This is a genomic window from Streptomyces sp. NPDC029169, from assembly GCF_055563935.1.
Map to the genome: position 1 here is coordinate 343986 of NZ_JBVHXA010000001.1, position 13796 is coordinate 357781.

The 13796-nt window shown below is 72.7% G+C and carries 12 protein-coding genes; 6 read left to right on the forward strand and 6 right to left on the reverse strand.

What is annotated here, in order from left to right:
- The first annotated feature begins 96 nt into the window (after positions 1 to 96).
- Positions 97 to 315 carry a CbtB domain-containing protein gene (locus ACZ4VI_RS01375; RefSeq protein WP_467995545.1) on the forward strand — a complete coding sequence of 73 codons (219 nt, stop codon included), beginning with the start codon at positions 97 to 99 and terminating at the stop codon, positions 313 to 315.
- A gap of 15 nt (positions 316 to 330) precedes the next feature.
- On the forward strand, positions 331 to 1077 hold the full coding sequence (locus ACZ4VI_RS01380) for a CbtA family protein (protein ID WP_467995547.1): 747 nt from the start codon (positions 331 to 333) through the stop codon (positions 1075 to 1077).
- An 82-nt stretch (positions 1078 to 1159) separates the two neighbouring features.
- Here ACZ4VI_RS01380 and ACZ4VI_RS01385 read toward each other — a convergent pair whose 3' ends face one another.
- From ACZ4VI_RS01385 to ACZ4VI_RS01405, 5 genes are read right to left on the reverse strand one after another with little or no spacing between them, the layout of a single operon-like run.
- A complete protein-coding gene (locus ACZ4VI_RS01385) occupies positions 1160 to 2362 on the reverse strand; it encodes a type III PLP-dependent enzyme (RefSeq protein WP_467995548.1) in 1203 nt (400 codons plus the stop codon).
- Positions 2359 to 4146: an IucA/IucC family protein gene (locus ACZ4VI_RS01390; RefSeq protein WP_467995550.1), complete on the reverse strand. Its 1788-nt coding sequence runs from the start codon at positions 4144 to 4146 to the stop codon at positions 2359 to 2361. The genes ACZ4VI_RS01385 and ACZ4VI_RS01390 overlap by 4 nt, the downstream gene beginning before the upstream one ends.
- On the reverse strand, positions 4146 to 5429 hold the full coding sequence (locus ACZ4VI_RS01395; RefSeq protein ID WP_467995552.1) for an MFS transporter: 1284 nt from the start codon (positions 5427 to 5429) through the stop codon (positions 4146 to 4148). The genes ACZ4VI_RS01390 and ACZ4VI_RS01395 overlap by 1 nt, the downstream gene beginning before the upstream one ends.
- Positions 5426 to 7201: an IucA/IucC family protein gene (locus ACZ4VI_RS01400; protein WP_467995553.1), complete on the reverse strand. Its 1776-nt coding sequence runs from the start codon at positions 7199 to 7201 to the stop codon at positions 5426 to 5428. The genes ACZ4VI_RS01395 and ACZ4VI_RS01400 overlap by 4 nt, the downstream gene beginning before the upstream one ends.
- Entirely contained in the window at positions 7198 to 8391 is a 1194-nt protein-coding gene (locus tag ACZ4VI_RS01405) for an ATP-grasp domain-containing protein (protein ID WP_467995554.1), read from the reverse strand. Before ACZ4VI_RS01405 ends, ACZ4VI_RS01400 begins: the two co-directional genes overlap by 4 nt.
- A 198-nt stretch (positions 8392 to 8589) precedes the next feature.
- Between ACZ4VI_RS01405 and ACZ4VI_RS01410 the strand changes: the two genes are divergently transcribed.
- Complete coding sequence (locus ACZ4VI_RS01410) at positions 8590 to 9471, forward strand: (2Fe-2S)-binding protein (protein WP_467995555.1); 882 nt, start codon at positions 8590 to 8592, stop codon at positions 9469 to 9471.
- Between the two features lie 125 nt (positions 9472 to 9596).
- Here the strand turns inward: ACZ4VI_RS01410 and ACZ4VI_RS01415 are convergent, their stop codons facing one another.
- The gene (locus tag ACZ4VI_RS01415; RefSeq protein ID WP_467995556.1) at positions 9597 to 10592 is read right to left on the reverse strand and encodes an ABC transporter substrate-binding protein; all 996 of its coding nucleotides are present in this window, start codon (positions 10590 to 10592) and stop codon (positions 9597 to 9599) included.
- 137 nt (positions 10593 to 10729) lie between these two features.
- On the opposite strand from ACZ4VI_RS01415, the gene ACZ4VI_RS01420 reads away from it, so the two are divergent.
- Genes ACZ4VI_RS01420 through ACZ4VI_RS01430 form a run of 3 tightly spaced genes read left to right on the forward strand, consistent with a single transcriptional unit; the run spans position 10730 to position 13675 of the window.
- On the forward strand, positions 10730 to 11800 hold the full coding sequence (locus ACZ4VI_RS01420) for a FecCD family ABC transporter permease (RefSeq protein WP_467995558.1): 1071 nt from the start codon (positions 10730 to 10732) through the stop codon (positions 11798 to 11800).
- Positions 11797 to 12852, forward strand: coding sequence for a FecCD family ABC transporter permease (locus ACZ4VI_RS01425; protein WP_467995559.1), 1056 nt, complete (start codon positions 11797 to 11799; stop codon positions 12850 to 12852). Before ACZ4VI_RS01420 ends, ACZ4VI_RS01425 begins: the two co-directional genes overlap by 4 nt.
- A gap of 1 nt (position 12853) precedes the next feature.
- Positions 12854 to 13675 carry an ABC transporter ATP-binding protein gene (locus tag ACZ4VI_RS01430; RefSeq protein WP_467995560.1) on the forward strand — a complete coding sequence of 274 codons (822 nt, stop codon included), beginning with the start codon at positions 12854 to 12856 and terminating at the stop codon, positions 13673 to 13675.
- Positions 13676 to 13796: the final 121 nt, after the last annotated feature.

Below are 13796 nucleotides of genomic sequence, written 5' to 3' on the forward strand. Positions count from 1 at the left end.
CGCCCCTCCCCAAGGAGGTGGTGGTGAGTCAGACCCAACGCTGTCGTCGCGTGCTCCACACGATGCGGGACGCGATGTTCCCGAGGAGGTCTCGCCATGGCGCAGTCCACCGCTGCCCCCACCCCCACCACCCAGGCCCTCACGCCCCTGCCGCTGCGGACGCTCGCCCCCTGGGCCGTCTTCATCGGTGTCCTCACGCTGATCCTGGTCTACTTCGTCGGCGCCGAGCAGGGCGCCACCGCGCTGGTCTCCGGCGAGGGCGTCCACGAGTGGGTGCACGACGCCCGCCACCTCCTCGGCTTCCCCTGCCACTGACGGAGAACTCAACTCATGAACTCCGCCATCGCGCGCACCCTGCTGGTGCGCGGCATGCTCGCCGGCGTCGTCGCCGGCCTCCTCGCGTTCGTCTGGGCCTACCTCGTCGGGGAAGGACCGGTGAACGCGGCCATCGCGTTCGAGGACGCCCACTCCCATGAGCACGGCGGCGAAGAACTCGTCAGCCGTTCCGTGCAGTCCACGGCGGGGCTCGCCACGGGTGTCCTCGTCTTCGGCGTCGCCATCGGCGGGGTCGCGGCGCTCGCGTTCTGTTTCGCGCTGGGCCGGGTCGGCCGGTTCGGCGCCCGGGCGACGGCGGCGCTGACCGCTCTCGCCGGGTTCTTCCTCGCGTACCTGATCCCCACCCTGAAGTACCCGGCGAATCCGCCGGCCGTGGGCGACCCGGGCACGCTCAACGAGCGCACCGTTCTGTTCGTCGGGATGATCGCGCTGAGCCTGCTCCTTGGGACGGCCGCTGTCCTGCTCGGTCGTCGTCTGGCGCCCGCGTGGGGCAACTGGAACGCCGCCATCGCCGGCGGCGTCGCCTTCGTGGCGGCGATCGCGGTCGCGATGGTGTTCCTGCCACAGGGCGACAACATCCCCGAGGGCTTCCCGGCCGCCGACCTGTGGGAGTTCCGCCTCGCCTCGATCGGCACCCAGGCCGTGCTGTGGGCGGCGCACGGGCTCCTGTTCGGCTACCTGGCCGAGCGGGCCCTGGCACCGCAATCCGCACGGAGCCTGACCTCCACCCAACCCGCCTGAGGCAGCGGACAAAGACGGCGGGACAGACCGGGGGCGCGCCCGGTCTGTCCCGCCGTTTCGGTTTCTCAGAACAGCGCTTCCGTCAGCCGAGGAAGTGGAATCCGGGCCGCGGGTGCATGAGGAAGTCGTGGTGCGAGATGTTCCACGCGTACGCCCCCGCGAGGCCGAACGCCACCCTGTCGCCCGCCCGCAGACCCGGCGCCGGAACGTGCCGGGCGAGGAGGTCCTTGGGGGTGCACAGCTGACCGGTCAGGGTGACCGCGTCCGCCGCGGCGGCGGGGCGGGGCCACGGGTGCGGCCAGGCGTCCACGGGCAGCACCGCACACGGCTGGTCGTGGCCCTTGGTCGCCGGCGTGCGCAGGTGATGCGTGCCCCCGCGTACGACGGCGAAGTCCTCGCCGTGGCTGCGCTTCACGTCCAGGACCTCGGTGGCGTACCAGCCGCAGTAGGCGGTCAGCGCCCGCCCGGGCTCGATGCGCAGGACCAGGTCCGGGTGCTCCTCGACGAGCCGGGCGAGGCCCTTGCCGTAGGTGGACCAGTCGAACCGGCGGTCGGGGGTGGTGTAGTCGACGTGCATGCCGCCGCCGACGTTGACCTCGGCGAGGCGGACGCCGTGGCGGGCGGCGAGTCCGGTGGCCCAGTCGACCACGGACTCCGCGACCGCGATCTGCTCCTCGGCCTCCAGGCCGCTGGCGAGGTGGGCGTGGACGCCCAGGAGCCGCAGGTGCGGGAGCGTGCCGTCGGTGAGCAGAGTGACGGCGGTGTCGGCGTCGGAGGGGTCGAGGCCGAAGGGCGTCGGCCGGCCGCCCATGGCGAGGGAGCTGCCCTCCAGGGAGGCGGCGGCAAGCGGCAGATTGAACCGCAGGAGGACACCGACGGGCGTGTCCGGGGCGAGGCGGGCGGCCAGGCCTGCCAGTACGCGCAGCTCGTACAGGCTCTCGACGTGGAAGCGCTCGACCCCCAGTTCCAGGGCCGCGGCGATCTCGGCCGGGGTCTTGCCGGGGCCGCCGAACGCGAGGGGGCGACCGGGCACGGCCCGGCCCACGTGGGCGAGTTCGCCGCCGGAAGAGACCTCGTACCCGTCGACGTACGGGGAGAGCGCGGCCAGGAGCTCCGGTTCGGGGTTGGCCTTGGCCGCGTAGTAGAGCTCGACGCGCTCGGGCAGCGCGGCCCGCACGGCGGCGGCGTGTTCGCGCAGCGCCGCCAGGTCGTAGACGTAGGCGGGCAGGCTGTCGGAGGCGATGTCGAGGATGCGTGCGCGCACCGCTCGGGTGGGGGGTGTCATCGGGCGTGGCTCCACGAGTCGTCGACCGCTCCGGACAGGACGTCCTCGGCGAAAGGGGAGGGCAGGCGGACATAGCCGGCCTCGCGGTCGGCCTTGCGCTCCCAGCGGGTGAGGAGGTTGGCCTTGGCCGGCAGCGGCACGCCGGCGAGGAGCGCGGCGAGCCGGGGCGGGCAGCCGTGGCGGTCGGCGTACGCCTGGAGGGTGGCGCGGACCTGCGACCACAGGGCCGGTTCCGTCTCGGGGTGCAGATCGGCGACGGCGGCCAGCATCTCGGCGATGTGGTTGATGAACAGGCAGTACGCGACGCGGTCCCAGCCGCGCTCCGCGTCGTACGTCATGGGGCCGGCGACCTCGGCGGGCAGCGCGGCGAGGGTGTCGGCGTGGTGCTCGGGGAGCAGCTTGGTGCCCTCCAGGTCGCGGAAGAGGACCTGGGCGGGCATGCCGTCGTCGTCGACGCAGACGACCACGTTCTGCAGGTGGGGCTCCAGGACGAGGCCGTGGTCGAAGTATGCGGCAAGGACGGGCGGGACGAGCAGCTTCAGGTAGGCGGACCACCAGGCGAGCGCGGTGCCCGGGCCTGCTCCGTCGAGGAGGCGCGAGATGTGGCCGGGCCCGCTCGGGTACTCGTCGGCGACGGCGGCGGCCAGGAGCGGGGTGGTGCCCGGGAGCTGCCGTGCGGAGAGTCCTTCGCGGACGATCACGCCGAAGCCTTCGAGCAGCGTGCGGTCCGGCGCGCCGTCGGGGCCGGGCAGGGCGAGGCTGCGGTAGGCGGGCTCGCGGAGCATGGCGCTGCCCGGGAACCGTTCGGTGAGGTCGTTCAGCGCGGGCGCGAGCAGCCGGGTCAGGGCGACGGCGCCGGTCAGCTCGTAACTCGCGTTCTTGCGAAGGCAGTTGGTGATGCGGACGTTCAGGCTGAACTTCAGGAACGTGTCGCCGTCGTAGAGGGTGCGGACGGACGCGGTGGCCGCGAACGGCGTGCCGGCGGGCCCGAGGTCCAGGATGTCGCCCCGGTCGAGCGCCTCGCGCAGCGCGGGGTGACCGCTCAGCATCTCGTACTGCCACGGGTGCGCGGGGAGCAGCCGGTAACCCTCCGGGACCCCGTCGCCGAGCCGGTCGAGGGGTGCGGTGGCGGCCGGGTCCGAGGACTCCTCGGCGATCAGCTCGGCGCGGACGGCGAGGTGGCGGAGCGGGAAGGACGCGCCGACCTCGGGGGCGTACGCCAGCCAGGAGGCGGCGTCGCCGGTACGGGCCTTCGGGGTTGGGTGGAAGCGGTGGCCGAAGAGGAGGGACTGCTCGGAGGCGAGGTAGGTGTCCTCCAGCTCCCGCTCCTCCAGCTCCTGCTCCTCCGGCTCCCTCTGCTGCCCTTCCGCACCCGCCGCGCGGACGGCGAGCGCGGCGGTGACGGCCTGGTGGCTGGAGACGATCTGGTCGAGGAACTCCTCGTTGCGGACGCCCGTGCGCAGCGACAGCTCGTCCTGGACGTACTCGGCGAGCCGCTGCCAGTCGATCCGCGCCCAGTCGCCGTCGCGCTGCTCCTGGACCGGGCCGGTGAAGCGGTGCGCGCCCAGCAGCGACGTACGGCGCAGCGCCACGCGCAGCAGCACCCCGCGCCGGGGCAGGCGCAGCAGCAGGTGGCCGTCGGTCACCGCGGTCTGGTGCTCCGGGCCGGAGACCTCGCGCAGCAGGCAGTTGAGGAGGGTGTGCGCCACGACCGCGTCGGCGTCGGGCAGGCCGGCGGAGACGGCTGGGTGGCGGACAGTGCCGAGGAATGGGGGCAGCGACATCAACGGCTCCAGCGAGTGCGGAGGGGGTTCACAAGGGGCAGGGCGACGGGGATGACCGTGGCCAGGGCCACGGCGGTGCCCGTGAGGACGGGGGCGGACGGGCCGAAGTAGCTGTTGCCGACCGCGGCGGCCACTCCGGCCGCGACGGCGCCGGCCTTCGAGAAGAACTCGAGCGAGCCGAACATGCCGCCGGGGGCACGGCCCTTGGCACAGTCGGCGGCGAGCACAGAGAGACAGACGAGCCCGAGGGTCAGGCCGGCGCCCAGGACGAGGCGTACGGCGGTGAGGGTGGGCAGCGAGAGGGCCACGCCGTGCCCGGCGAGACCGAGCGCGATGCAGACGAAGCCGAGGGCGAGCCCGAGGCGGGGGCGGCGGTGGAACGCCTTGTGCACGGCCAGCGCCGTGAGCAGGTAGCACAGGTGCGGCAGGGCGAAGAGGATTCCGGAGACGCCCGGGGAGGTCCCGGGCAGCCGCTCCTCGATGAGCGAGATGAGGTACGGGAAGGAGATGACGGTCGAGAAGACGAAGGCGAACTCCAGGGCGTACAGGGCCCGGAGGGGGGTCGCCGGGTGGGGCGCACGCGTCTTCTCCCCGGACACCTCCGCCGTCGCGTCCGACGCACCTGTCGCATCGGAGGCATCGGACGCCTTCGTCGCGGCGCGCCCGCCTCGCGACTCCGGCAGGACGCAGATCAGCACGGCGGCGGCCAGCGGCAGCACGGCCAGCAGGGCGTACTGCCGGTGTGGCGAGAGCCAGGGCGACAGGGAGCCGACGACGATCGGCGCGAAGACGAGGGCGGCGCGGGCCGCACCCTGCATGAGGGTGAGCGCCTTCGACAGGTCCGGGCCCTCGAGCGCCGCGCCCAGGTAGCCGTTGGACGCGGCGAACGTGCCGCCGAGGATGCCCTGGAGGACGAGCGCGGCGGTGAAGGTGGCGAGCGAGTCGGCCCAGCCGGCGAGCAGGAACGATACGGCGAGCCCGAGCTGCGCGCGCAGCAGGAGCCGCTTGCGGCCGTAGCGGTCCGCGAGCCGGCCCCACAGGGGTGCGCCGACCGCGCCGAACACGGTCGGGACGATGTAGAGCACCCCCGCCCAGCGGGCGGTGGTGTCGCCGAGCCCCGGCAGGATCTCGGTCAGGAAGGGCGGCAGGCCGAGGGCGGCGAACGACGCCACGAAGTAGCATCCGGCCACGGCGTGCACCTGGCGGCGGGCCAGTACGTGGTCCGGCGCGGGCGCGGAGGTGGCGCCCGTACTGCCGGCCGGTGGGGCGGCGGTGGCACTCATTCCTGCACCGTCCTCAGATAGTTGGGACCGGAGGTGTAGTGCTTGTTGATGTCGGCGGCGCCCGACCGCTCCTTGGACAGCAGCGTTCCGGCGGTGACCATGGCCTTGACCGGCAGCTCCGGGGCGTCCAGGACCTGGGCGCGCAGGACGACGCCGGGCTCGCCCGGCCGGGTGCCGAGACGTTCAACGGCCTCGGTGAGCCGGTCCCGTACCAGCCGGAGCAGCGTGGTGAGCGGGGCGCGGCCGTGCCGGGCGAGGCCGAAGGCGTAGGCGCCCGCGCACAGGTGCACGGTGATCGTGGTGAACAGGTCGGTGACGGCCCGGTCGTCGTCGCCGAAGATGCGGGCGTCGTCGAACTCCGCCGCGTCGGGTGCGTCGGAGCCCAGAGTCTCGTGCAGGCGGCGGGTGTTGACGCGCGGCCCGTCGTTGTCCTTCAGGAGCAGCCGGAGGCGTGGGCGGCCGTCCGCCGCGCCGTCCAGGACGAGCGAGATGTTCTGCTGGTGGGACTCCAGGGCGATGCCGTACCCGAAGAGCGTGGTCTGCCAGTCGAGGAGCAGGGTGAGACAGGCGTCGAGCAGGGCCGTCGGGTCCCCGCCGTAGAACCGGTCCGCGAGGTGGTCGATGACCAGCCGGCAGCCGGGGGCCTCGCCCAGTAGCGCCGCCAGGGGGACGACGACGGCGTTGTCGAGGCCTGCCGGGTAGCGGCGGCACAGCACGGCGAGCAGCTCGTGCCCGGCGTGCGCGTACACCGTCTCGTCCGCGTGCAGGATCGTTTCGCGGAACCGGGGCTCCCGGGAGATCACGGTCTCGAGCAGCCGCTGCCCCGCCGCGCCGTCCACGAGGGTCCCGGGCTTGATGGTGCGCCGGTTGCGCAGGCCCAGCGTCGCGGTCGCCAACGGCAGTTTGAGATGCAGGGACGGATCGTCGGCCAGGGCGACCGTCCGCATGGACAGCGTCGGTACGGCCTCCAGGTACGGGCGCGGTGCGACCACCGCGCTCTCGTGCAGGCCGGCCGCCCGCAGGGCCTCATCCAGCGGCGCCCCGGCCGTCAACGGGTGGACGGGCAGCGCGAGATGGGTGCGGGAGAGCTCCTCCGGCAGGCCGAGGTCGGCCGGCGAGGGCCAGGTGGCGGGCAGGTTCGCGGCGCCGCCCGGCACGGTGACGGCCTCGTGAGGGAGAGCGACCCAGTGCAGGGAGAAGCGGGGGTGGAACTCGGGTGCGTACGCCCGTACCTGGTCGTCGGTGAGCCCGGACCGGCCCCGCGCGGTGGGGTACACGGGATGGTCGAGGCGCGCGGCGAGCGTGTCGTGCGCGAGCCCTGCGGCGTATCCGGTCCAGCGGGCGGGGTCGTCCCCGTGGCGGGAGGTCAGCAGCTCGGCGGTCTCCTCGATGGTCCGCTCGTGCAGCCGCATGGTGGCCAGTGTCTGCCGGCACTCCTCCGTGAACGCGTCGAAGCCGGGGTGGTCGACGGGCTCGGCCAGCTCCTTGAGGGCGCCGACGATCTCGTCGTACGTGGTGAGCGGGTGTCCGTCCGACTCCCGGACGAGCAGCGGCAGCCGGGCCGCGTACGCGCTCTGGAAGCCGTCCTCGGCGACGGGCAGCAGCAGGGCGTCGCCGTCGGTTTCCCGGCGCAGCCAGGGGCCGTCCGCCCGCTGTACGAGGACGCTTCGGCTGCGAAGCCCGACGACGTCCTCGCGCAGCAGCGCGGACAGCACCCGCAGGAGCAGATCCCGCTCGGCGGACGTCACCGCTTCGGCGGTGGTGGTCGTCACGGCGCGATCTCCCAGCGCTGCGCGGCCAGGAAGTCGGCGACGACCCGGTCGACGGTCGCCTGGTCGGTGCCCGTGGCGCGCAGGACGCCGAGGTAGTCACGGTTGGTGTGGTACAGCTCGTGCCGCTCGCCGATGTCGCGCAGCGGACGGTACGTGAGCTTCACGCCGTCCGTCTCGAGGTCGGTGGCGGCGGGGCAGGACACGAGGGTTCCGGCGCTCTCGACGCAGGGGTATTCGAGGCGGGCGGCGCCGTCGGTGCGGGCGCCGAGGTCCGCGGGGAGCGGCTCGCCGAGGTGGGTGCGCAGGATGTGCTCGAAGAGCGGGATGTCGAGGAGCTGGGCGAGCAGGAGGTCGCACTGGTCGCCGATGGCCCGGTAGTTGACCTCGATGATGCGGGCGCGGCCCTCGTGGACGACGAACTCGGTGTGGCAGGCGCCGAAGCCGACGCCGAGGGCGTCGAGCTGGGCGAGGATCTGGTCGACGACCGGCTCGGGGTGGGCGGGGACGAAGGTCAGCCGCTCCTCGATGAAGTACGGCGGCGGCGACAGCTCGGTGTGGAATCCGCCGAGGACGTGCCGGACCTGGCCGTCGCCGAGCGTCTCCAGGGTGTACAGCTCGCCGGCGAGGTACTCCTCGACGACCAGCGGCGCCTCGGGCCGCCGGGCCTGTATCTCCTTGCAGCGCAGCAGGAGTTCCTCCGCGCTGTGGACCAGGACCACGTCCTCGCTGGCGACGCCTTCGCGCGGCTTGACGACGCACGGGTAGGGCACGTCGAGACCGGTCAGCGCAGCGGACGGGTCCTGTCCGGCCGGGAGTTCGGCCGACCACACCGTGTCGGCGCCGGTCGCGGTGAGGTGACGGCGCATGTGCGCCTTGTCCTTGGCGCGCAGCGCGGCCTGCCAGCTCTTGGCGGGGAGGCCGAAGTACTCGGCCGCCAGGGCGGCCTGAGTCTGGAGGTGATCACTGTTGGTGAACACCGCGTCGGGCCGGTGGTGGGTCGAGATCCGCGTGATGACCGCGCGGAAGTCGCGTACGTCGCACTCCAGCGTCTCGATGTCCGGATACGTCCGGCGGTGCGAGTCCGGCTGGTCCGTCAGGATGGTGACGTCGAGACCGAGCCGGGCTGCTGCGGGGAGGAACCCCTCGGTGACCGAGTCGGTGGGGTTCAGGGCGAGCAGGTACAGCCGCATGGAATGCCAGGCCCTTTCGGGTCGGGTACGGGTGGTAGCGGCACGGCCGCGCTCCGCCACACCGCTACGCCAGCTTAGGTTAGCCATGCCTAAGGTTTCAACCTGGCCCCGGCGTCGACCGATTGGCGTGTCGATCTTCACTGATCCAACAAACCGGTAAGGTAAGCCTGACCTCACTTTTGAGTGCAAGGAGCGCCGATGAGCAAGGGGCTGTGGACCGCCACAGCGGGGACGGTCGAGCGTGTCGAGCCGGTCCTCGCCGACTCGTACCGGCGCGTCACGGCCGTCTGCGACGCGCTCGACGCCCGGGTCCTCGCACCCGGCAACGCCATGGACGACTCCGCCACGGAGGACCCCTCCGCGCGCGTGCTCGACGGCGCGGAACTGACCGGCTCGCCCGGCGCGTTGGACGCCTTCGTCGACTCCTTTGCGGCCCGTATCGGCGCACGCCACGACCACGCCCCCCGCAGGGATGTCGCGGCCTCACGGGCGCTGCACGACTACCTCTGGTCCGTCAGCCTGCTGATGAGCGGAGCCTGGTACCTGGACCGCCGCGTGCCCCGTGTCCGGCCGTGCGACATCCGCCTTGATCTGACGACGGGTTCGTACGGCATCGTGCCCGGGCAGGACTTCGCCTGCCTGCCGACCGACCCGGCGGCGACGGCGGGGGCCAGGATCGTGGGCCACGAGGAGGAGCTCCGCGCCGAACTGCGCGCCGCGGTCGTCGATCACGTACGGCCTCTGCTGACCGCGTTCGGACCGGCTGTCCGGCGCGGGCCGCGCGCCCTGTGGGGCATGGTCGCCGACGATCTGCTCTCCGGCATCTGGTACCTCGGCCGGGCTCTCGACCAGGAGGAACGGGCGGTCCGGGCCGCGACCGAGCTCCTTCCGACGGCGATCGCGCCCTTCCCCGGCGGCGCCGACTTCCGCCGTCTCGCGGGGCGCGACGGGCGCGGTTATCCGACCCGCACACGCCTCGGTTGCTGCCTGTACTACACGATCGCTCCGGACCGGGCCTGCCTGACGTGCCCGCGGACCTGCGACGCCGAGCGGCTGCGGCGGCTCGAGGACGAGGGCTGAGGCCTTCGTGTACGACGGCCGTTGCGTCGTCCGCCCCGGAGACGGCGGCGGGCCGGCACCGGCGGGCGTACGCTCTCGTACGCCGCCGACACCGGCCCAGCCGGACAACTACCCGACTACTTCTACTACTTCGCCGCGTCGACCTTGAAGATCTTCGCCATGTCGTCGAGCACCAGGTCGGCGCCCTGGAGCGAGACCGAGGTCATCCAGACAGCGTCCTCGACCTCGTGGACGTTGCCCTTCTGCACCGCGTTGAGGCGCTTCCACAGCGGGTTGGCGAGGAACTTCTTCTTGCGCTCCTCACCGCCGGAGAAGGTCGTCATGAAGATGTGGTCGGCGTCCGCCTGCGCGATCTGCTCCTCGCTGATCTCGATGTTGAACTCCTTCTGGTCCTGCTGGTTGGCAGGCCGCGCGAGTCCCATGTCGGTCAGGATGATGCCGCTGAAGGTCTTGGGCAGGTAGATGCGCGTCGGACCGTCCAGGAAGCGGACCATGGAGTAGGTCTGCTTGGGGTTCTTGGCGTTGATCGCGTCGCCGATCTTCTTGGCGCGCGTCGTGTACGCGGCAAGCTTGTCCGCGGCCTTCTTCTCCTCACCCAGCGCCGTGCCCAGGAAGGTGACGTTCTCCTTCCAGATCGGGCCGGTGGTCTTCACGAAGACCGTCGGCGCGATCTTGTTGAGCTGGTCGTAGAGGTCCTCGTGACGCACCGTCGCCGACACGATGAGGTCCGGCTGGAGGGCGGCGATCGCCTCCAGGTTCGGGCTGTCGATCGGGCCGACGTCCTTGGTGCCCTTCACCGCGTCACCGAGGTACGGGGGGAAGCCCTTCTGGTCACGGTACGAGCCGATGCCGCCCACCAGCGGGGCGTCCAGCGCGACCACGGCCTCGACCAGGCTGTTGTCCAGCGCCACCACGCGCTTGGGCTTCGACTTGATCTCGGTCTTGCCCTTGTCGTGGGTGATGGTGCGCGGGAAGCTCGCGTCGGCCGAGGCGGCCGGCTTGTCGGCGGCCGGCTTGTCGGTGGTGCCGCCACCACAGGCGGCCACCGAGAAGGCCAGGGCTGCGGTGAGCACGGCAGCAGCGAAGCGGCCGGGACGACGGCGCTGGATGAGGGTGTTCATGAATCTCCAATGCACGGAGTGGTGCTTAGGCAAGGCTTACCTTTGACGGCGGTGTGAATATAGCGCCTGTCCGTGACCGGATCCACACGGAGGGGTGGACGTACACACATCCGTTAGGTGTGCCTTACCTTGTGCAGGTGTCTGTGAAGCCCGTCGCCGAAGGGGCGGCTGTCGCGCCCCCGTCCACCCCACCACCCCACCGCACCCCGCGCATTGCCACGCGCGCCGTCGTCGCGGCCCTCCTCGTGACCGCACTTGTCGCCGCGGCGTGCGCCTCGCTCGCCATCGGCACCAAGTCCGTCCCGCTCTCCGACGTCCTGCACGCCCTCACCGGCGGAACGGACGGGGACGCGGTCGTCGTCCGCGAACTGCGCATGCCCCGGACCTTCCTGGGCCTCCTCGTCGGCCTCGCCCTCGGGGCGGCCGGAGCCGTCGCCCAGGACATCACCCGCAATCCGCTGGGTGATCCCGGTCTCATCGGCATCAGCGCGGGCGGCTCGTTCGCCGTCGCGGCCGGCATCGGAGCGCTCGGGCTGACCAGTTCATACCAGTACATATGGTTCGCCTTCCTCGGCGGAGCACTGGCAGGCCTGCTCGCCTACGCGGTCGGCGGCACCGGGTACGGCGGGGCCACGCCCGCCAAGCTCGCCCTGGCCGGTGCGGCCGTCACCGTTCTCCTCGACGCCGGCACCAACACGCTGGTCCTGCTCGACGTCCGCACCCTGGACCAGTACCGCTTCTGGGCCGTCGGCTCGCTGGCCGGCCGTGACGCCGGACTCGGCCTGGAGCTGCTGCCGTTCGTCGTCGTGGGCCTGGCGCTCGCGATCGGGCTCAGCGGCCGGCTCAACGCCCTCGCCCTCGGCGACGACCTCGCCACCACGCTCGGTACCCGGGTCCGGACCACCCGGGCGCTGGGCGCCCTCGCGGTCATCCTGCTCACCGGTGCCGCCGTCGCCGCGGCCGGGCCCGTCACCTTCATCGGCCTGGTCGTCCCCCATGTCGTGCGCGCGTTCACCGGGCCCGACGCCCGCTGGCTCGTGCCCTGTTCGGCCGTCGGCGGCGCGGCCCTGATGCTGTCCGCCGACGTCGTCGGGCGCATGGTCGCCCGCCCGGGCGAACTCGAGGCGGGAGTGGTCACCGCGATGCTCGGCGCCCCGTTCCTCGCGGCGCTGGTCAAGCGCGGCAAGCTCAAGGAGCACACCCGATGAGCACCCTGCGCATGGAAATCGGGCCCTTCGGCGCGGCACTGCGCCTCCGAGTGGCGCTCACCGTCGCCGGGCTCGTCCTCGTCGGCTTCGGGGGGCTCGTCGCCTCGGTGTCCCTCGGCACGTACGCCATCCCCGTGGACGAGGTCCTGGGCGCCGTTCTCGGCACCGGCGGCGGCGCCTCGGACCTGATCGTCCATCAACTGCGGCTGCCGCGCGCCCTCACCGCCATCCTGGTCGGTGCCGCGTTCGGTCTGGCCGGCGCGGTCTATCAGGCCGTGACCCGCAACCCGCTCGCCAGCCCCGACCTCATCGGCATCGCGGCGGGCGCCGGCGTCGGAGCGGTGGGGGCCATCCTGATCGGCGGAGTGACCGCCGCGGGAGCCGGAACGTTCGGCGCGGTACCGTTCGGCGCTCTCGTCGGCGCGCTGCTCACCTCCGCCCTCATCTACCTGCTGGCCTTCCGGGACGGCACCATCACGGGCTACCGCTTCGTGCTGGTCGGCATCGCCGCGAACGGCGCGCTCGTCGCCCTGACCCGCTGGATGCTGGCCCGCGCCGACATCGACCAGGCGTCCCGGGCCATGGTGTGGCTCACCGGCAGCCTCAACGGCCGGGGTTACGAGCACGTCCAGTGGGCCGGGCTCGCCCTCGCGCTCCTGCTGCCGCTGACGATCGCGCTGGCCCGCCCGTACCAGCTCCTGCAGTACGACGACGACACCGCCCGCAGCCTCGGCGTCCCGCTGCGGTACGCCCGTGTCGCGCTGCTCGTCCTCGCCACCTGCCTGACCGCGATCGCCACCTCCGCGGCCGGACCGATCGCCTTCGTCGCCCTGGGCGCGCCGCAGATCGCCCGCCGCCTCGCGGGCACCCCCGGCATCCCGATGGTGTGCAGCGCGCTCACCGGCGCCGTCCTGCTCATCCTGGCCGACCTCGCCGCGCGGACCGTCCTGGCCCCGATCGAACTGCCCGTCGGCGTGCTCACCGGCGCCGTCGGCGCCCCCTACCTGCTGCTGCTCCTCGCCCGTACGAACCGGGCCGGAAAGGGAGGCTGACATGACCTCACAGCTCACCGAAGCCATCGCCGCCCTGAACGGCACCGGCCTGCGCCTCGGGTACGGCGACCGGGTCGTCGCCGAGGAACTCGATCTGACCATCCCCGCGGGCCGGGTCACCGCGCTCGTCGGCCCCAACGCCTGCGGCAAGTCGACCGCGCTGCGCGCCCTCGCCCGGCTCCTCAAGCCGTCCGGCGGCACCGTCCACCTGGACGGCGAGGACATAGCGGGCCTGTCCGCCCGCGACTTCGCGCTCCGGCTCGCCCTGCTGCCGCAGAGCCCGAGTGCGCCCGACGGCATCACGGTCCGCGATCTGGTGGCCCGCGGCCGCACCCCGCACCAGCGCTGGTGGCGCCAGTGGTCCGCCGCCGACGAGGCGGCCGTCGACGCGGCCCTGTCGGCCACCGGAGCCGCGGACCTGGCCACCCGGTCCATCGACGAACTCTCCGGCGGCCAGCGCCAGCGGGTGTGGATCGCGATGGCTCTCGCCCAGGACACCCCGGTGCTGCTGCTCGACGAGCCGACCACGTATCTGGACCTGGCCCATCAGGTCGACGTCCTCGAACTGGTCGCGGAACTCAACCGCTCCGACGGGCGCACGGTGGTGATGGTCCTCCACGAGCTGAACCTCGCCTGCCGCTACGCCGACCACCTCATCGCCATGCGCGAGGGCCGCGTCATCGCCTCGGGCGCCCCGTCGGACATCGTCACCCCCGGCCTGGTCCAGGAGGTCTTCGGCCTGCGCGCCGCGGTCATCCCCTGTCCCGTCGCGGGCACCCCGCTGGTCGTCCCGGAGGGCGGCCGCCGGACCGGGTCCGTATAACACCCCTCGTGGAACCGGCCGGTGGCGATGCCGCCGGCCGGTTAATGAGTTGACCGCGGGACTCCGTGGGGGCAGGCTCCGGCCACGACCTGACAGCCTGCTTGCCGGCGGACCGCACTGC

Excerpts from the sequence above, each read along its gene's own strand:
- ACZ4VI_RS01375 (WP_467995545.1), top strand. The coding sequence starts at position 97 with ATGGCGCAGTCCACCGCTGCCCCCACCCCCACCACCCAGGCCCTCACG.
- ACZ4VI_RS01380 (WP_467995547.1), top strand. The coding sequence starts at position 331 with ATGAACTCCGCCATCGCGCGCACCCTGCTGGTGCGCGGCATGCTCGCC.
- ACZ4VI_RS01385 (WP_467995548.1), bottom strand. The coding sequence starts at position 2,362 with ATGACACCCCCCACCCGAGCGGTGCGCGCACGCATCCTCGACATCGCC.
- ACZ4VI_RS01390 (WP_467995550.1), bottom strand. The coding sequence starts at position 4,146 with ATGTCGCTGCCCCCATTCCTCGGCACTGTCCGCCACCCAGCCGTCTCC.
- ACZ4VI_RS01395 (WP_467995552.1), bottom strand. The coding sequence starts at position 5,429 with ATGAGTGCCACCGCCGCCCCACCGGCCGGCAGTACGGGCGCCACCTCC.
- ACZ4VI_RS01405 (WP_467995554.1), bottom strand. The coding sequence starts at position 8,391 with ATGCGGCTGTACCTGCTCGCCCTGAACCCCACCGACTCGGTCACCGAG.
- ACZ4VI_RS01410 (WP_467995555.1), top strand. The coding sequence starts at position 8,590 with ATGAGCAAGGGGCTGTGGACCGCCACAGCGGGGACGGTCGAGCGTGTC.
- ACZ4VI_RS01415 (WP_467995556.1), bottom strand. The coding sequence starts at position 10,592 with ATGAACACCCTCATCCAGCGCCGTCGTCCCGGCCGCTTCGCTGCTGCC.
- ACZ4VI_RS01425 (WP_467995559.1), top strand. The coding sequence starts at position 11,797 with ATGAGCACCCTGCGCATGGAAATCGGGCCCTTCGGCGCGGCACTGCGC.
- ACZ4VI_RS01430 (WP_467995560.1), top strand. The coding sequence starts at position 12,854 with ATGACCTCACAGCTCACCGAAGCCATCGCCGCCCTGAACGGCACCGGC.